The organism is Rhizobium sp. BK112, from assembly GCF_014193215.1.
GTDB lineage: Bacteria > Pseudomonadota > Alphaproteobacteria > Rhizobiales > Rhizobiaceae > Rhizobium > Rhizobium anhuiense.
In genome coordinates this window covers 419921-436769 of sequence record NZ_JACHYZ010000003.1, presented here as the reverse complement: position 1 = coordinate 436769, position 16849 = coordinate 419921, and the positions used below count along the sequence as shown (strand labels likewise).

Here is a 16849-nt window from a genome sequence, read left to right as displayed (position 1 = left end):
ACCTAACAAGGGGGAACTGAGCCATGAAAAAACTAATAATCTCAACGCTCTTTGCTTCGATGATGGCGGGCACGGCCTTTGCCGATACGACGCTGAAGCTTGTCGAAGTCATCACCAGCCCGGAGCGCACCGAAACGCTGAAATCGATCGTCGGCAAGTTCGAAGCCGCCAATCCCGGCACGAAGGTCGACATCATCTCGCTGCCCTGGAACGAAGCGTTCCAGAAGTTCGCGACCATGGTATCGGCCGGCGACGTGCCCGATGTGATGGAAATGCCCGATACCTGGCTGTCGCTCTATGCCAATAACGGCATGCTCGAGAGCCTGGAGCCCTACCTCGAAAAGTGGGAGCACACCAAGGAGCTGACGCCGCGCGCGCTCGAACTCGGCCGCGACGTCAAGAACACCGCCTATATGCTGCCCTACGGCTTCTATCTCAGGGCGATGTTCTACAACAAGAAGCTGCTTTCGGAAGCCGGTGTGGCCGCGCCACCGAAGACGCTGGAAGAATTCACCGCCGCTTCGGAAAAGGTTTCCAAGCTCCCCGGCAAATACGGTTACTGCATGCGCGGCGGACCGGGCGGTCTCAACGGCTGGATGATCTTCGCCGCCACGATGGCCGGTTCGAACAAGTACTTCAACGACGACGGCACCTCGACGATGAACAGCCCCGGTTGGGCCAAGGGCATCGAATGGATGGTCGATCTCTACAAGAAGGGCTATGCGCCGAAGGATAGCGTCAACTGGGGCTTCAACGAAGTCGTCGCCGGTTTCTATTCCGGCACCTGCGCGTTCCTCGATCAGGATCCGGATGCGCTGATCGCCATTGCCGAACGCATGAAAAAAGAAGATTTCGGCGTCATGCCGCTGCCGAAGGGTCCCGACGGCAAGTCCTTCCCGACGATCGGCTATGGCGGCTGGTCGATGTTTTCAACCAGCGGCAACAAGGATCTCTCCTGGAAGCTGATCGCCACCCTTGAAGGGCCGGAAGGCAATATCGAGTGGAACAAGCGCATCGGCGCCCTGCCGGCCTATACGGCGGCCGAGAAGGATCCCTTCTATGCCGGTGACCAGTTCAAGGGCTGGTTCGAGGAACTGGCGGACCCGAACACGGTGCCCACAGTCATGCCGACCTACCTCGAGGAGTTCGCCTTCTTCAAGGATTCGCTGGCGATCAAGACTTCGCAGCAGGCCTTGCTCGGCGATATCTCGGCGAAGGATCTGGCCGATCAGTGGGCGGACTACCTCACCAAGGCGCAGCAGAAGTTCCTCGCTAAGAAGTAAGCGACGGACCGACGGCGGCGGCTGCAGAACAGGCCGCCGCCGCTTCTTTTTATGACGCAGACGGCGCAAGAACGCCGCGAACGGGAACCCTTGGCTGATGACCATTTCCGCCGATACGCTCAACATGCGTCGCGACCGCAGGCCATGGCTGCGTCGCGTTGCCGATGCTTCGGAGCCCTATCTCTACAGCGCGCCGTCGCTGATCCTGATCATCGCGGTGATGCTGGTGCCGCTGACGGTCGGTGTTTCCTATGCCTTCCGCGATATCCAGCTGCTCAATCCGTTTTCCGGCGGCTTCGTCGGGCTCGATCATTTCCGCGAGCTTGCCGGGGATGCCGCCTTCTATGGGGCGTTGCGGAACACGCTCTGGTGGACCGGCGCCTCCGTCGTCCTGCAGTTCGTCTTCGGGCTGATCCTGGCGCTGCTGCTCGACAAGCCGTTTAAGGGCCGGGCAATCGCGCAGGCATTGGTCTTCCTGCCCTGGGCCGTGCCGTCCTTCCTCGCCGGCCTCAACTGGGCCTGGCTGTTCAATCCCGTCATCGGGCCGATCCCGCACTGGCTCTTCGCCCTTGGGCTGATGCATGAGCCGGGCAATATCCTCTCCGATCCCAATTATGCGATGTGGGGGCCGATTGCCGCCAATGTCTGGTGGGGCATTCCCTTCTTCGCCATCACGCTGCTTGCCGCCCTGCAGGCGATCCCGCGCGATCTCTATGAGGCGGCGTCGATCGACGGCGCCGGCTGGTTCCAGCGCTTCCGCTCGATCACCCTGCCGTTTCTGGCGCCGACGATCGCCATCACCGTACTGCTGCGCACCGTCTGGATTTCCAATTTCGCCGATCTCATCGTCGTCATGACCAATGGCGGGCCGGCGGATCGCACACAGATCGTCGCCAGCTACATCTTCACCACGGCCTTCCGGCGGCTCGATTTCGGTTATGCCTCGGCGATCGCGCTGGTGCTGCTCGTGCTGCTGCTTGCCTATTCGATGCTGATCATCCTGCTTCGGCAGACGCTGCTGAACAAGGATTGAGATGATGAGACGATCCGTCATTCCGACCATCGCACACCGCCTGGCGATCCTCTGCTACATCGCCTTCGCGCTCTTTCCATTGTTCTGGCTGCTCAAGGTTTCGGTGACGCCGAACGACCTGCTCTATACCGAAGGTGTGCGCATGTGGCCGTCGCGCACGACATGGGATCACTATGCCTTCGTGCTGGAGCACAGCGCCTTTCCGACCTTCTTCAAGAACAGCTTGATCGTCTCGACCGCGACGGCGGTGACCGTGACGATCTGCGCCTCGCTGTCCGGCTACGCGCTGTCGCGCTTCAATTTCCGGGCAAAATACTGGATCGTCGCCCTGATGCTGCTGACCCAGATGTTCCCGCTGGTCATGCTGGTGGCGCCGATCTTCAAGATCCTGTCGCCCTTGCATCTGACCAACAGTCTGACCGGGCTCGTCATCGTCTACACTGCCTTCAACGTGCCTTTCGCCACCTTCCTGATGCAGTCCTTCTTCGACGGCATTCCGAGAGATCTCGAAGAGGCGGCGATGATCGACGGGGCGACGCAGTTCACGGCGTTTCGTCAGATCATCCTGCCGCTGACGCTGCCGGGCATCGCCGCCACGCTCGGCTTCGTCTTCACCGCCGCCTGGAGCGAACTGCTCTTCGCGCTGATGCTGATCAACGGCAATGACGCGGCGACCTTCCCCGTCGGCCTGCTCACCTTCGTTTCGAAATTCTCGGTGGATTTCGGGCAGATGATGGCGGCGGGCATCATGGCGCTCATTCCGGCCGGCCTCTTCTTCCTGCTCATCCAGCGCTATCTCGTCCAGGGCCTGACGGCCGGCGCGGTCAAGGGTTAAACAAAATGGCATCGATCGATATCCGGAATATCCGCAAAGCCTATGGCCACGTGCAGGTGCTGCACGGCGTCGAGCTCGAAATCCAGGATGGCGAATTCGTCGTGCTCGTCGGCCCGTCCGGCTGCGGCAAGTCCACGCTGCTGCGCATGATCGCCGGGCTGGAGGATGTCACATCAGGCGAGATCCGCATCGCCGGCACCAGGGTGAACGAGCTGCATCCCAAGGATCGCGACATCGCCATGGTGTTCCAGTCCTATGCGCTTTATCCGCATATGAACGTCGCCGGCAATATGAGCTATAGCCTCAAGCTCCGGAAGGTGGCGAAGGAGAAAATCACCAGCGCCGTGGCCGCGGCCGCCGCCAAGCTCGGCCTCGATCCGCTGCTCGAGCGAAGGCCGAAGGCGCTTTCCGGCGGCCAGCGCCAGCGCGTCGCCATGGGTCGCGCGATCGTGCGTCAGCCGAAGGCCTTCCTGTTCGACGAACCGCTGTCCAATCTCGATGCCCGCCTGCGCGAACAGATGCGCGCCGAGATCAAGAAACTGCACGGCGACCTGAAGGCGACCTCGATCTACGTGACCCACGACCAGATCGAGGCAATGACCCTGGCGGACCGGATCGTCGCCATGCATGGCGGGGTGGTCCAGCAGGTTGGCAGTCCGCTCGAACTCTACGACCGCCCCGCCAATCTCTTCGTTGCCGGCTTCATCGGTTCGCCGGGGATGAACTTCCTCGAGGCCACCTATGATGCCGGCGGCGTGAGGCTGAAGGACGGCACGATCGTGCCGCTTGCAAAGCCTTTGCCGCTTGCCGACGGGGCAAAGGTGACGCTCGGCATCCGGCCGGAGCATGTAGTGATGAGCAACGGCGGCGCGGGCCTTGCCACGGATGTGGAACTCGTCGAACCCACAGGCTTCGGCATCATCCTGCACCTTTCCCTGCATGGCCTGCCGTTCAAGATCTTCACGCTGAACCGCGAAGCGCTGAAGGCCGGCCCGAAGGTCAACGTCGCCTTCCCGGCGCAATATCTGCATGTGTTCGACGACGAGGGAAAACGCGTCGATTGAAAGGTTAAGGCCGGTAGCCCGATGCTGTCGGTTTCGGCATACTGTCTCCGGCAGAGATGGGAGGCACGATATGCTCGTCGCGCAGATATCCGATATCCATGCCAGGCCGGACCTTTCGTCGCTCCAGACGCTGGAGCGAGCAATCGGCTGGCTGAGGATGTTCCGCCCGGATGCGCTTGTTGTCACCGGAGATCTGGTGGACGACGGATGGCGGCAAGGCTATCGCCTGGTCGCCGAATGCCTGCGGTCGCTGGACTGCCCTGTCCACCTGTTGCCGGGCAACGGTGACGATGTGCGATTGATGCGGTCCGAACTTGCTGCCGTTGGCACGTGGATCAACGCGACGGGCCCGATGCACTTCCGGACAGCCGTCGATGGCCTGACTCTCTTCGGGGTCGATCTGACCGTCGCCGGTCAGAGCTACGGCGACGTCCTGCCGCATCTGCCGTGGCTGATGAGCGTGTTTGCCGACGTGACGATGCCCTCCCTTCTGTTCATGCATCAGCCGCCATTTAGGATTGGCATCGAGGCGCTGGACCAGGTCGGATGCAGGAACGGCAGTGCGCTTCTCGGCTGCCTCGAGACGATGCACAAGCTGCCGCTGGCGATTCTCTGCGGCCATGTCCACCGCCCCGCGTTTGGTCTTTTGGGATCGATCCCTGTCCAGACCTGCGGCTCCCTCTGCCCGCCCAATCCGCTTCTGCTGGAAGGCCGGCCCGATCTTTCGGTGATCGACGCTCCGTCCTTTCTCATGCATGAGGTCAGCGACGGCAGGTTGGTTTCGCACGTGGTCTCGGTTCCGGCATCCGACATGGGCGTATGAAAGGATTGCATGGTCATTCCTCACGTGCCGCGCGGAAAAATCTTTTGCCGCATCGCCCATGAGGGCTATATCCTTCGCGTGCTCTTGCTGGATTGGATGCCATGACCGACACTGTTCTCGACCGCTTTCTCCGCTATGTCGTCATCGACACGCAATCCGATCCTTCCTCGTCGACGCAGCCGACCACCGGCAAGCAGAAGGACCTCGGACGGGTTCTGGTCGAGGAGCTGCTGAAGATCGGTCTTGCGGACGCACATCTCGACGAACACGGCTATGTCTATGCGACCATCCCGGCCAATAGCGACAAGACGGTTCCGGTCATTTGTTTCTGCTCGCATATGGATACGGCGCCCGATTTCAGCGGCACTGGCGTCAAGCCGCAGATCGTCAGAAATTATGCGGGTGGGGATATCAGGCTTGCCGGCGACACCAGCCGGGTGATCCGCGTCAGCGATCATCCCGAACTGAAGAACCAGATCGGCAACGACATCGTCACCACCGATGGCACGACATTGCTCGGCGCCGACGACAAGGCCGGACTGGCGGAGATCATGGCCGCCGCCCAGATCCTCGTCGACAATCCCGATATCAGGCACGGGACGATCAAGATCCTGTTCACACCAGACGAGGAAGTCGGGCGCGGCGTCAACAAGGTCGACCTGAAGAAGCTCGGTGCCGACTTCGCCTATACGATGGACGGCGAGACATCAGGCCATATCGAGGACGAGACCTTCTCGGCCGATGGCGTCGAGATCGGCATATCCGGCGTGGCGATCCATCCCGGCTTCGCCAAGGACCGCATGGAAAACGCCATCAAGATCGCCGGCGCTATCATCGACCGGCTGCCTAGGGATGTCGCGCCTGAGACCACCGAGGGGAAGCAGGGCTTCATTCATCCCACAGGGGTGACCGGCTCGATGGAGAAGGCGACGCTCAGTCTGATCATCCGCGACTTCACCGACAAGGGGCTGGTGGAAAAGGAAACCATGCTCGAAGCCATCGTCAAAGACGTGATGTCAGCCTATCCGGGCTCGACCTATCGGTTCGAGGTGAAGGAGCAGTATCGCAACATGAAGGTGGTGCTCGACCGTCACCCGGAGATCGTCGACAACGCTGTCGAGGCGGTGCGCCGGGCGGGCATGACGCCGGTGCGCGGCAGCATCCGCGGCGGCACGGATGGCTCGCGCCTTTCCTTCATGGGATTGCCGTGCCCGAACATCTTCGCCGGCGGCCATGCTTTTCACTCGCCGCTCGAATGGGTGAGCCGGCAGGACATGGAAAAGGCCGTTAAGACGATCGTGGAACTGGCGAAGGTCTGGGAAGAGCGCGCCTAAAGCTTCTTGCCTCCAGCGCATCGGCGCGAAAATCGGAATCGATTTTTGAAAGCACGATGCGAGCGGTGAAAGTGTCAGTGCGTCCTTTGTGCGTCCGAAAGGACGCACGGCGCTATGGGCAGTTCTCAAATGGCGGGTTTAGCGACATTCGCCGGCAGGCTTTCGCGCAGCATCACGCTGTCATAGGCCGGGCGGGGAATGGGGATCGCAATCGGCATTCCCGGCTCGGGCTCGATTGACGGTGCCGGCGCCGGTGCCGGAGAAGTCACCGGCGCCGTGATCTGCATCGATGCCGTGCTCGCCGTGGCCATGGGGTCGGGAGCCGGGAGAGGAACGGGAACGGCCGAGGGTATCAGTGCCTCGAATTGCGGCGGCAGCATGCTTTCGCCAGGCACATAATTCATTGCCACCTCGTAGGAGGGCAGCGGCGGCGGCGTTTCAAGCATGCCGTTGGAATCGCGCTTCTCGTAGAAGGCGTTGCCGCCGGCGACCGTCACATAATGCATGTTGTCGTAGGGGAATTTCAGCCCTTCGGTGTGGAAGAACATCGCATCCTTCACCGCAGGATGGCGCGCGCCCTTGATAAGGATCGCATCCGCCGCGCTGGCAAGCTCCGTTTCCGCTTGCGGCTTGACTTCGCGAGTCATCACGCCGGGCGCGAACTGCCTTTTCTGGGCCACGATACCGCAGATGGACGTGGGATAGGCGCCTGAGGTGAGCCTGTTCATGACAACGGTCCCGACGGCCATGTAGCCGTCCTCATCGGAATGCTGCGATTCGAAATACATGGCGCGCTGCAGGCACTCGCGATCCTTGGCCGTGTAATTGAAGGTGACCTTTGCGGTTTGAACCTGCTTCGTCGTGGTCTTCGCCGCCGTTGCCGCCGGTTTCGATGTCGTCGTGCAGCCCGCGGCTGCCAGCCCTACGAACAAAATCCCGATCAGGGATTTTCCAAAGGAAATCTCCGCCCTCAACGCCAGGTGCCTCCTATCGGGATTAGTCCAGCCCTTTATGATTAACGCGCAAAATCTTTTACTCGTCATATGACTGAAATACAAACAACCTTAGATCACAAAAAGCCTGAAGGACTCTCGCCATGTGCGACTTCGGCGATGAGCCCTGATGCCGCCTGCTGCATAATTCCTGAAAATTAAGGAATTATGCAGCAACTCAAAAGGTTACAGCGCCGTTTGCGCGGCCTAAAAAGACGCGCGGAATAATCTCCATCAACTGCGGAACAACTTCCAGCGGGTCGGCTTGAAGGCCACGCGGTTGCGGTCGAGTCTTTCCGCCTCGCTCGGCGGCAGCTCGATCTCGATATGCGGGCGGTCGTTGCCGATATCGAGTTCGATATGGCGGGTGCCGGCCACGCGGCGGCTGGAGACCGGCTGGCCGGCGATGCAGTTTTCAGCTGATTCGCAGAGCCTGACGTCATGCGGGCGGAAGTAGAGCTGCGCCGCGCCATCCGGTTCGCCCTCGGCATTGAGGCCGAGCGAGCGGCCGTCGAAGCGGATGTCGCCGTCCGATATCTCGACCTGCAGGCAGTTCGACTGGCCGATGAAGCCGAAGACGAAGGGAGAATTCGGATTGTCGTAGACCTGGTCCGGCGTGCCGACCTGTTCGATCGCCCCCTGGCTCATGACGACGACGCGGTCGGCAAGCTCCAGCGCCTCGTCCTGGTCGTGGGTGACGAAGACGGTGGTGTGTCCGGTGCGGTCGTGGATCTCGCGCAGCCACTTGCGCAGGTCCTTGCGCACCTGGGCGTCGAGCGCGCCGAAGGGTTCGTCGAGCAGCAGCACGTTCGGCTCGACGGCCATGGCGCGGGCCAGCGCCACGCGCTGGCGCTGGCCGCCGGAAAGCTGGGCCGGATAGCGTTTCTCAAGGCCGGAAAGCTGCACGAGTTCGAGCAGTTCCAGCGCCCGCCGGCGGATGTCGGCCTTCGGCGGTCGCCGCGCACCGCTTCTGACCTTCAGGCCGAAGGAGACGTTTTCGAGCACCGTCATGTAGCGGAACAGAGCGTAATGCTGGAAGACGAAGCCGATATTGCGCTGCTGCACCGATTTCTTCGAGGCATCTTCGTCGCCGAAGAAGATCAGTCCCTCGGTCGGGCTTTCCAGGCCGGCGATCAGGCGCAGCAATGTCGTCTTGCCGGAGCCCGAAGGGCCGAGCAGTGCGATCAGCTCGCCGGAGCGGATGTCGAGCGAGACATCGTGCAGCGCCGGAAAACGATCGAATTCCTTGCGAATGTTTTGAACGCGTACTTCCATTCCAAATCCTTCAGTGCCGCCGGCTGGCGGCGATTTCAGCGCTATAGCGCATTTCCAGCAGCGTCTTCAAAACAAGAGTCACGAGCGCGAGCAAGGCCAAAAGCGTGGCGACGGCAAAAGCACCGGTGAAATTATACTCGTTGTAGAGAATCTCCACCTGCAGCGGCATGGTGTTCGTCTGGCCGCGGATGTGGCCCGACACCACCGAGACGGCGCCGAATTCGCCCATGGCGCGGGCGTTGCAGAGCAGCACGCCGTAGAGCAGGCCCCATTTGATATTCGGTAGCGTCACGTACCAGAAGGTCTGCCAGCCGCTGGCGCCGAGCGAAAGGGCTGCCTCCTCGTCGGCAGTTCCCTGTTCCTGCATCAACGGGATCAGTTCGCGGGCGACGAAGGGGAAGGTGACGAACATCGTCGCGAGGATCAATCCCGGCACCGCAAATAGGATCTTGATGTCGTGCGCGCTGAACCACTGGCCAAGCCAGGTGCTGGACCCGAACAGCAGAACGAAGACCAGACCCGATATGACGGGCGACACCGAGAAGGGCAGGTCGATCAGCGTCGTCAGGAAGGCCTTGCCCTTGAACTCGAACTTGGCGATCGCCCAGGCGGCGGCAACCCCGAAGATGAGGTTGAGCGGCACGCTGACGCCGGCAACGATCAGCGTCAGGCGAATCGCCGAGAAGGTCTCGGTATCGGCGAGCGCCTGGAAGAAGGGGGCAGGCCCCTTGCGGAAGGCCTCGACGAAGACGGCTGCAAGCGGCAGAAGCAGGATCAGCAGCAGGAAGATCAGCGAGATGGCGATCAGGGTGAAGCGCGCGATCCTGTTTTCGGTGGTCACCGAACGCAGCTTCGCGGGTTGAACGGTCGCATCAAGCGCCATAGCCGTACCTCCGCCTGCTCCAGCTCTGGATGAGGTTGATGACGAGCAGCATGGCGAACGAGATCACCAGCATGATTGCCGCAATGCCGGTCGCTGCCGCGTAATTATACTCTTCGAGTTTGATGATGATCAGCAGCGGCGCGATCTCCGATTTGAACGGCAGGTTGCCGGCGATGAAGATCACCGAGCCGTATTCGCCGACGCCGCGGGCAAAGGCGAGCGCGAAGCCGGTGAGCACGGCAGGCGCCAGCCCCGGCAGCAACACGCGGAAAATCGTCTGGAAGCGGTTGGCGCCGAGCGTTGCTGCGGCTTCCTCCACTTCCTTGTCGATTTCCTCCATGACCGGCTGCACGGTGCGCACCACGAAGGGCAGGCCGACGAAGATCAGCGCCACGACGATGCCGGCCGGCGTAAAGGCGATCTTGATACCGAGCGGCGTCAGAAACTGGCCGACCCAGCCATTCGGCGCATAGAGCGCCGCCAATGCGATGCCGGCGACGGCGGTCGGCAGCGCGAAGGGCAGGTCGACCATGGCATCGATGACGCGCTTGCCGGGGAAACGGTAGCGCACCAGCACCCAGGCAAGGATGATGCCAAAGATGGCGTTGATGGTCGCGGCGATGAAGGCGCTGCCGAAGCTGATGCGCAGCGCGTTCAATATGCGCTGATCGAACGCGATCGACCAGAATTGCTCCCAGCCGAGGGCGCTCGACCGGACGGCAAGGCCCGAGAGCGGGATGAGGATCAGAAGGGTGAGCCAGGTCAAGGTAAGGCCGAGCGCCATTCCGAAACCCGGAATGACGCTCGGCCGCTTGAACCGCCACCGCGTGGGGCTATGTGCTTTCATGAAGTCTATTATTGGGCCGGCTTGTAGATTTGGTCAAATACGCCGCCGTCGCCGAAGAATTTCGGCTGTGCGTCCTTCCAGCCGCCGAAGTCGTCGATGGTCGCCAGCGTCAGCTTCGGGAAGCGGGCGATGTCGGCCGGATCGGCGGCTTCAGGCTTGATCGGCCGGTAGAAGTGCTTGGCGGCGATCTTCTGGCCTTCGTCCGAATAGAGGTAGTTGAGATAGGCTTCGGCGACCTTGCGCGTGCCCTTCTTGTCGACATTGCCGTCGACGACGGCGACCGGCGGGTCGGCGCGGATGGAGAAGGCCGGCGTTACGATCTCGAACTGGTCGGGACCGAGCTCTTCAAGCGAAAGATAGGCTTCGTTTTCCCAGGCGAGCAGCACGTCGCCGAGGCCGCGCTGGACGAAGGTGGTCGTCGCGCCGCGGGCGCCGGTATCGAGAACCGGAACGTGCTGTAGCAGTTTCGTCACATATTCCTGCGCCTTGGCGTCGTCGCCGCCATTCGCCTGCTTGGCCCATGCCCAGGCGGCCAGGAAGTTCCAGCGGGCGCCGCCCGAGGTCTTCGGGTTCGGGGTGATGACCTGCACGTCGTGCTTGATCAGGTCGCCCCAATCCTTGATGCCCTTCGGGTTGCCCTTGCGGACCAGGAAGACGATCGTCGACGTATAGGGCGTTGAATTGTTGGGCAGTTTGGACTTCCAGTCGGCCGGGATCTTGCCGGTCTTCTTGGCGATGGCGTCGATATCGCCTTCGAGGGCCAGGGTGACCACGTCTGCGTCGAGGCCGTCGATGACGGAGCGGGCCTGCGCGCCGGAGCCGCCATGCGATGCCTGGATCGTCACGGTTTCACCGGTGTCCTTCTGCCACTTGGCGGCAAAGGCGGCGTTGAAATCCTTATACAATTCGCGGGTCGGATCGTAGGAAACGTTAAGAAGCGTCTGATCCGCGAATGCAGGAGCGATGCTCCCGATTGCGAAGCTGCCTGCCATGACCGCGGCTGCGATGAGCCGGGTGAGCCGTTGTGTCTGCATTGGGGAACCCTCCGTGTTTGTGCCTAAACACTATCAAGTCAGTCGTATAATGAAACGAAGGTTCTTCCGGTTCCGGCACTGCCGTTAGAATGTCATTCCATTTAAGGGGCAATTTGGAAATGGACGTGCCGAAGTTGGCCGCGGCCAATGGGGTCAGCTACGGCCGTGCGGCAGGACCGTGTTTTTTTCGCCACAGTTCCTCCACGAAAACGACATGGTCCGGCAGATTTTTGCCTGGATTTTGCCGCGATGACACTTGCGGATTCCTATATGGCCTCCGTGCGGTCGTATTCACCGGCCGCTACGCGGGGGCAACCCTTGAAGTGCGCCTCGCATTCCAAACCTGTTAGGGCCATTCAAAATGAATATCAGAACTATGCTTTTTGCCTCCGTTGCCGCCCTTGCCGCGGCCTCCGGAGCCCGCGCAGCCGACGCCATCGTGGCGGCGGAACCCGAGCCCGTGGAATATGTTCGCGTTTGCGACGCCTATGGGACCGGCTATTTTTATATTCCGGGGACGGAAACATGCCTTTCGATCGGCGGTTACATCCGTACCGAAGTGCGCTTCGGTGACGACATAGCCGGCGATTCCGACGTAAACTTCTGGACTCGCGGTCAGGTCACCTTCCAGGCCAAGAACGACACCGAGTACGGTACGCTCACCGGCGTCATCACCCTGCGTTACAATGTCGACAATGCCTCCGACCAGGAAGCTTTGCTTGACGAAGGTTATCTCGACATCGCCGGCTTCCGCGTCGGTAAGCTGTACAGCTGGTGGGATGACGACATGAGCGGCGAGACCGATACGCTCGCCAGCAACGAGACGACCCATAACTCGATCCGTTATCAGTACGAGTCCGGCGCTTTCGCGGCCGGCATCTCGGTCGACGAGCTGGAAGACGACTACGCCACCAAGCCGGGCGAAGGCCCGAACAACTTCGGTGTCGCAGGCCAGGTCTCCTACAAGGCCGGCGCCATCAGCGCCTACCTGCTTGCCGGTTATGACACCGACACCAGCGAAGTCGCTGTCCGCGGCATCGTCTATGCCGATATCGGCCCTGGCACGCTCGGCATTGCCGGCGTATGGGCGAGCGGCGCCAACTACTACTACGAAGAGTCCGAATGGACGATCGCAGCAGAATACGCCCTGAAGATCAACGACAAGTGGTCGGTCACCCCCGGCTTCCAGTACTTCGAAAACATCGCTCTCGAAGCTGACGGCAATGGCTTCACCGGCGGCAGCGCCTACACCACAGGTGTCACGATCGACTACCAGATTGTCGAAGACCTGCGTTCGAAGCTCAGCGTGCAATATCACGATGAGGACGAAGGCGACGACGAAGTGTTCGGCTTCCTGCGCTTCCAGCGCGACTTCTAAAATCGTCTGATTGCAGACAAATGGGGCGCGACCTTCGGGCCGCGCCTTTTTCACACCCGGGAATCGGCGATGAAATCGGAATAGAATTCGTCGACCGTCCTTGCCTTGCGCATGGCGGCAAGCACGCCGTCCGATTGCAGCCGCCTGGCGATGGCGGACAGCACGTTCAAATATTCGCCGCGATTGTTTTCCCCGAAGAGCAGCACGACGGCGATGTCCGTCGCAATATCGTCGATCGCTTCGAAATCCAGCGGCTGGGCGAAGCGGAGGAGAAGGCCGCGCGGGCTGGTCATGCCGTCGATCGCCGCATGGGGAATGGCGATGCCGTTGCCGATGCCGGTGGAGCCGAGCTTTTCACGCGCTTCGAGCGCCTTCAGGATGGCCTGGCCGTCGATGGAAAAAGCCTTTGCCGCCTTGTCCGCGATGGTCTGCAGCGCACGCCATTTGGTCGGCGCCGACACGCCGATGAAGGTGTGTTCCGGCCGGATGATGTTGGGAAGATTCATGTCATTCTCAATGCTGTTCGGCTCAATACTGTTCGGGCAGCGGGAGGCAGGGGAGGTCAATCCGGTTCCCTGAGCCGGTAGCCGACGCCGGTTTCGGTGGTGATATAGTGCGGCTGGTCGGGAATCTGCTCGACCTTTTGCCGCAGCTGCCGGACGTAGACGCGCAGATACTGCACATCCGCCGCCGGCCCCCATACCTGTTTCAGAAGAAACTGGTGTGTCAGCACCTTGCCAGCATGCTGGGCGAGCACGCGCAGAATGTCGTATTCCTTCGGCGACAATTTTATTTCGTTGCCGTCGACCTTGACGATGCGCTTGACGAGATCGATCGACAGGCCGCCGGTCTGGAAGATCGCCTTTTCGCCCTGCTGCTGCAGGCGGTGGCGCAACGCCACACGGATGCGGGCGCCGAGCTCGTTGATGCCGAAGGGCTTGGTGACGTAATCGTCGGCGCCGCTTTCCAGCGCCTTGACGATACCGGCCTCGTCGGTGCGGCTGGACAGGATCACGACGGGCATGGAAAGCCCTTCGTCGCGCCACTCCTGTAAGAGGTCGTGGCCTGGTTTGTCGGGCAGGCCGAGGTCGAGCACGATGAGGTCGGGCATGTCGTCGGCGACCGACTGCCGGGCGGCGCTGGCGTTCGGCGCTTCCTGCACCTCGTAACCCTGCGCGGTCAGGCCGACGCGGAGCAGCTTGCGGATTGGAGGCTCGTCGTCGACGACGAGGATTTTGACGGCTGAACCGGTCATCTGAGTTCGTCCAGTTTCGGAATGTCGTTGGGTTTCGGCAGGCGGATGGTGAACACCGCGCCCGGACGGCCCGTCCGGTTGCCGGCGGTGATCGTGCCGCCCATCGCCTCGATGAAGCCGCGGCAGATGGAAAGGCCAAGCCCGGTGCCGGCGCGCACCTGATCGCCTTTGCGCACGCGGTAGAAGGTATCGAAGACCCGGGTGAGATCGGCCGGCGGGATGCCGGGGCCTTCGTCCGAAACCTGGATGACGACGTTGTCGGCATCGGCCCAGCCCTCGATGTGGATCACCGATCCCTCGGGCGCGTATTTCGCGGCATTGTCGAGCAGGTTGAAGATCACCTGCTCGAACAGGACGGGATCGACGCGCACCATCGGCAGGTCGGCGGGAATGCTCATCTCGGTCTTGTGGCCGTCGAGGATCTTGGCGGCACGGCGCAGCGCGCTGCCGATGATATCGCCGGCATAATGCAGCGCATGGTTCGGCTCCATCGCACCGGATTCGATCTTGGTCATGTCGAGCAGGTTGGCGATGAAGCGGTTGAGGCGCTCGGATTCGTCGACGACGGTCGACAGCAGGTCGCTGCGGTCCTCCTCCGGCATCGAGGCGAAATAGTCGCGCAGCGTGCCGGCGGCGCCGAGGATGGCGGCAAGCGGTGTCTTCAGATCGTGCGAGATCGAGGTCAGCAAAGCCGAGCGCAGCCGGTCGGCTTCGGCCGCAAGTCTTGCCCGGTCGACATCGGCGACGAGCTGGACGCGTTCGATGGCAAGGGCTGCCTGGTCGGCCAGCGCATCGAGCAGCCGCTGCTGCTCCGGCGTCAGCAGCGGACCATCGCGGCGGTCGCTGTCGAGGCCGATGACGCCGACGGCGGCGCGCCCGGTTCGGAGCGGCACGTAGAGGCGCTTGGCGCCGGGCAGGGTATCGGCGCCGCGGCCGGCGGCGTGATTGTGCTCCCAGGCCCAGCGGGCGGCGGCGATGTCGGCATCGTCGAGCGTGTCGTCGGGCGGATAACCGGCCTTGACGGCGATCGTGCCTTCTTCCGGCAGCAGCAGCACGACGCGGACCTTCAGCATCGAGGCAAGCTGGAAGGCGGTCGCCCAGAGCACGTCGTCGAGCGTACCGGTGACGGCGAGTTTCTTGGAAAAGAGATAGAGATCCTCCGTCGTGCGCGCCCGCTGGCGCGCGGACGCCGCCTGGCGCTGCACGGTGGCGGTCAGATTGCTGGCGATGATGGCGACGCCCAGGAAGAAGAACAGGGCCAGCACGCTTTCCGGATCGCTGATCGTCAGCGTGTAGCGCGGCGGCAGGAAGAAGAAGTTGAAGGATAAAGCGCTGAGGATGCAGCTGTAAAGCGCCGGCCGCAGTCCATGGAGGACGGCGGAGGTCAGCACCGCCATCAGGAAGACGAGGGCGAGGTTGCGCACGTCGAGCACCTGGTCGAGCACGACGCTGACGCCGAGCGCGATGGCGACATAACCGGTCGCCAGCAGGTAGGCCCTGAAATCCAGTTCCGGCGCCGTGGCGGCCGCCCTGACGCCGCGCGCGGTGGTGCCGTCCTTCTCATTGCCTGAAATGACATGGACGCTGATCTCGCCGGTCTTGCGGATCAGTTCGTCGGTGATCGAGCGATGCCACCAATCGCGCCATGTCGGCTTCTTCGGGGCGCCGATGACGATATGGGTGACGTTGTTGGTGGTGGCGTGGCGGACGAGCTCTTCGGCGACTTCGCGGCCGGGAAGGGTGATCGCTTCACCACCGAGCTGCTCGGCAAGACGCAGCGTGGATGCAACGGTATCGCGCTCGGCCTCGGTGAGATTGATCGAGCGGTTGGTCTCGATATAGACGGCAGCCCAGGGCGCGCGCAGCCGCGAGGCCATGCGGGCGGCGTAGCGTACCAGCGAGGCGGAGCGCGGATGGTGGTCGATCGAGACGAGGACGCGTTCGCCCGCCGCCCAGGGGCCTGATATGGCATGGGCCTGCATGTGCGTGAGCAGCTGGTCGTCGACGCGCTGGGCGGTCTTGCGCAGCGCCAGTTCCCTGAGCGCCGTCAGATTGCCGGGCGTGAAATAATTGGTCAGCGCCCGCTCGGCGGTGCGCGGCATATAGACCTTGCCGTCATGCAGGCGCTTGATCAGATCATCCGGCGTCAAGTCGATGATCTCGACGTCGTCGGCAAGGTCGATGATCGAGTCCGGCACCGTCTCGCGCACGCGGATGCGGGTGATCTGCGAGACGACGTCGTTCAGGCTCTCGACATGCTGGATGTTCAGCGTCGTATACACGTCGATGCCGCGATCGAGCAATTCCTTGACGTCGAGGTAACGCTTCGGATGGCGGCTGCCCTCTGCATTGGTATGGGCGAGTTCGTCGACCAGCACGAGATCGGGCCGGCGGGCGAGGATACCGTCGAGATCCATTTCCTCGAGCGGCCGGCCCTTGTAGCTGATTTCGACGCGGGGAATGATCTCGAAACCGGCGACGAGCGCTTCGGTCTCCTTGCGACCGTGGGTCTCGACGACGCCGATGACGACATCGAGACCGTCGGCGATCTTGGCCCGGCCGGAGATCAGCATCTCGTAAGTCTTGCCGACGCCGGGCGCGGCACCCAGAAAAATCTTCAGACGGCCACGCGACTCCGCCCTGGCTTTTTCGAGAAGCGCATCGGGCGAGGGCCTGCCGGCCTGGTCGCGATTGTCGTCTGGCATGTAGTTCGGTCTTTCTGCAGATGGCCACCGAGAATGCGTTACGTCTCCGTATCCCTCGTCAACTCAGTTTAGCCGAGGTGCCGGCATGGTTTGGCTCAGCAGGCGGAT

The 16849-nt window shown here is 62.1% G+C and carries 15 protein-coding genes; 7 read left to right on the top strand and 8 right to left on the bottom strand.

Annotation, left to right across the window (positions count from 1 at the left end; all coding sequences use genetic code 11):
* Positions 1-23: 23 nt before the first annotated feature.
* The 6 genes from FHT75_RS11495 (at position 24) to pepT (ending at position 6372) form a co-directional block, all read left to right on the top strand.
* Positions 24-1283 carry an ABC transporter substrate-binding protein gene (locus FHT75_RS11495; protein WP_183844795.1) on the top strand — a complete coding sequence of 420 codons (1260 nt, stop codon included), beginning with the start codon at positions 24-26 and terminating at the stop codon, positions 1281-1283.
* A 97-nt stretch (positions 1284-1380) separates the two neighbouring features.
* Positions 1381-2316 (top strand): carbohydrate ABC transporter permease, encoded by a 936-nt coding sequence (locus FHT75_RS11490; RefSeq protein WP_183844796.1) that lies wholly within the window; start codon positions 1381-1383, stop codon positions 2314-2316.
* A gap of 4 nt (positions 2317-2320) precedes the next feature.
* Positions 2321-3151 (top strand): carbohydrate ABC transporter permease, encoded by an 831-nt coding sequence (locus FHT75_RS11485; protein WP_047613474.1) that lies wholly within the window; start codon positions 2321-2323, stop codon positions 3149-3151.
* 5 nt (positions 3152-3156) lie between these two features.
* Entirely contained in the window at positions 3157-4215 is a 1059-nt protein-coding gene (locus FHT75_RS11480; protein ID WP_047612917.1) for an ABC transporter ATP-binding protein, read from the top strand.
* Positions 4216-4285: 70 nt separating this feature from the next.
* Positions 4286-5038, top strand: a complete 753-nt coding sequence (locus FHT75_RS11475; RefSeq protein ID WP_097543461.1) for a metallophosphoesterase — start codon at positions 4286-4288, stop codon at positions 5036-5038.
* A gap of 101 nt (positions 5039-5139) precedes the next feature.
* Entirely contained in the window at positions 5140-6372 is a 1233-nt protein-coding gene (gene pepT, locus FHT75_RS11470) for a peptidase T (protein WP_183844797.1), read from the top strand.
* Between the two features lie 125 nt (positions 6373-6497).
* On the opposite strand, the gene FHT75_RS11465 is transcribed toward pepT, so the two are convergent.
* The 5 genes from FHT75_RS11465 to FHT75_RS11445 form a co-directional block, all read right to left on the bottom strand.
* Positions 6498-7346 carry a cell wall hydrolase gene (locus tag FHT75_RS11465; protein WP_047612926.1) on the bottom strand — a complete coding sequence of 283 codons (849 nt, stop codon included), beginning with the start codon at positions 7344-7346 and terminating at the stop codon, positions 6498-6500.
* A 252-nt stretch (positions 7347-7598) separates the two neighbouring features.
* Positions 7599-8639, bottom strand: a complete 1041-nt coding sequence (locus FHT75_RS11460; protein WP_047612928.1) for a sulfate/molybdate ABC transporter ATP-binding protein — start codon at positions 8637-8639, stop codon at positions 7599-7601.
* 10 nt (positions 8640-8649) lie between these two features.
* Positions 8650-9522 carry a sulfate ABC transporter permease subunit CysW gene (gene cysW / locus FHT75_RS11455; RefSeq protein ID WP_047612930.1) on the bottom strand — a complete coding sequence of 291 codons (873 nt, stop codon included), beginning with the start codon at positions 9520-9522 and terminating at the stop codon, positions 8650-8652.
* Positions 9512-10369, bottom strand: a complete 858-nt coding sequence (gene cysT, locus FHT75_RS11450; protein ID WP_047612932.1) for a sulfate ABC transporter permease subunit CysT — start codon at positions 10367-10369, stop codon at positions 9512-9514. The genes cysW and cysT overlap by 11 nt, the downstream gene beginning before the upstream one ends.
* A gap of 8 nt (positions 10370-10377) precedes the next feature.
* The gene (locus FHT75_RS11445; protein ID WP_183844798.1) at positions 10378-11403 is read right to left on the bottom strand and encodes a sulfate ABC transporter substrate-binding protein; all 1026 of its coding nucleotides are present in this window, start codon (positions 11401-11403) and stop codon (positions 10378-10380) included.
* A 361-nt stretch (positions 11404-11764) separates the two neighbouring features.
* Between FHT75_RS11445 and FHT75_RS11440 the strand changes: the two genes are divergently transcribed.
* Positions 11765-12781, top strand: coding sequence for a porin (locus FHT75_RS11440; protein WP_028756382.1), 1017 nt, complete (start codon positions 11765-11767; stop codon positions 12779-12781).
* Positions 12782-12831: 50 nt separating this feature from the next.
* On the opposite strand, the gene FHT75_RS11435 is transcribed toward FHT75_RS11440, so the two are convergent.
* From FHT75_RS11435 to FHT75_RS11425, 3 genes are read right to left on the bottom strand one after another with little or no spacing between them, the layout of a single operon-like run.
* Positions 12832-13287 (bottom strand): PTS sugar transporter subunit IIA, encoded by a 456-nt coding sequence (locus FHT75_RS11435; RefSeq protein WP_047614905.1) that lies wholly within the window; start codon positions 13285-13287, stop codon positions 12832-12834.
* Between the two features lie 56 nt (positions 13288-13343).
* The gene (locus FHT75_RS11430) at positions 13344-14036 is read right to left on the bottom strand and encodes a response regulator transcription factor (RefSeq protein WP_047614906.1); all 693 of its coding nucleotides are present in this window, start codon (positions 14034-14036) and stop codon (positions 13344-13346) included.
* On the bottom strand, positions 14033-16741 hold the full coding sequence (locus FHT75_RS11425; RefSeq protein ID WP_183844799.1) for a sensor histidine kinase: 2709 nt from the start codon (positions 16739-16741) through the stop codon (positions 14033-14035). Before FHT75_RS11425 ends, FHT75_RS11430 begins: the two co-directional genes overlap by 4 nt.
* Positions 16742-16849: the final 108 nt, after the last annotated feature.

Excerpts from the sequence above, each read along its gene's own strand:
- FHT75_RS11485 (WP_047613474.1), top strand. The coding sequence starts at position 2,321 with ATGAGACGATCCGTCATTCCGACCATCGCACACCGCCTGGCGATCCTC.
- FHT75_RS11495 (WP_183844795.1), top strand. The coding sequence starts at position 24 with ATGAAAAAACTAATAATCTCAACGCTCTTTGCTTCGATGATGGCGGGC.
- FHT75_RS11480 (WP_047612917.1), top strand. The coding sequence starts at position 3,157 with ATGGCATCGATCGATATCCGGAATATCCGCAAAGCCTATGGCCACGTG.
- FHT75_RS11430 (WP_047614906.1), bottom strand. The coding sequence starts at position 14,036 with ATGACCGGTTCAGCCGTCAAAATCCTCGTCGTCGACGACGAGCCTCCA.
- FHT75_RS11445 (WP_183844798.1), bottom strand. The coding sequence starts at position 11,403 with ATGCAGACACAACGGCTCACCCGGCTCATCGCAGCCGCGGTCATGGCA.
- pepT (WP_183844797.1), top strand. The coding sequence starts at position 5,140 with ATGACCGACACTGTTCTCGACCGCTTTCTCCGCTATGTCGTCATCGAC.
- FHT75_RS11460 (WP_047612928.1), bottom strand. The coding sequence starts at position 8,639 with ATGGAAGTACGCGTTCAAAACATTCGCAAGGAATTCGATCGTTTTCCG.
- FHT75_RS11435 (WP_047614905.1), bottom strand. The coding sequence starts at position 13,287 with ATGAATCTTCCCAACATCATCCGGCCGGAACACACCTTCATCGGCGTG.
- cysW (WP_047612930.1), bottom strand. The coding sequence starts at position 9,522 with ATGGCGCTTGATGCGACCGTTCAACCCGCGAAGCTGCGTTCGGTGACC.
- FHT75_RS11425 (WP_183844799.1), bottom strand. The coding sequence starts at position 16,741 with ATGCCAGACGACAATCGCGACCAGGCCGGCAGGCCCTCGCCCGATGCG.
- FHT75_RS11475 (WP_097543461.1), top strand. The coding sequence starts at position 4,286 with ATGCTCGTCGCGCAGATATCCGATATCCATGCCAGGCCGGACCTTTCG.
- FHT75_RS11440 (WP_028756382.1), top strand. The coding sequence starts at position 11,765 with ATGAATATCAGAACTATGCTTTTTGCCTCCGTTGCCGCCCTTGCCGCG.
- cysT (WP_047612932.1), bottom strand. The coding sequence starts at position 10,369 with ATGAAAGCACATAGCCCCACGCGGTGGCGGTTCAAGCGGCCGAGCGTC.
- FHT75_RS11490 (WP_183844796.1), top strand. The coding sequence starts at position 1,381 with ATGACCATTTCCGCCGATACGCTCAACATGCGTCGCGACCGCAGGCCA.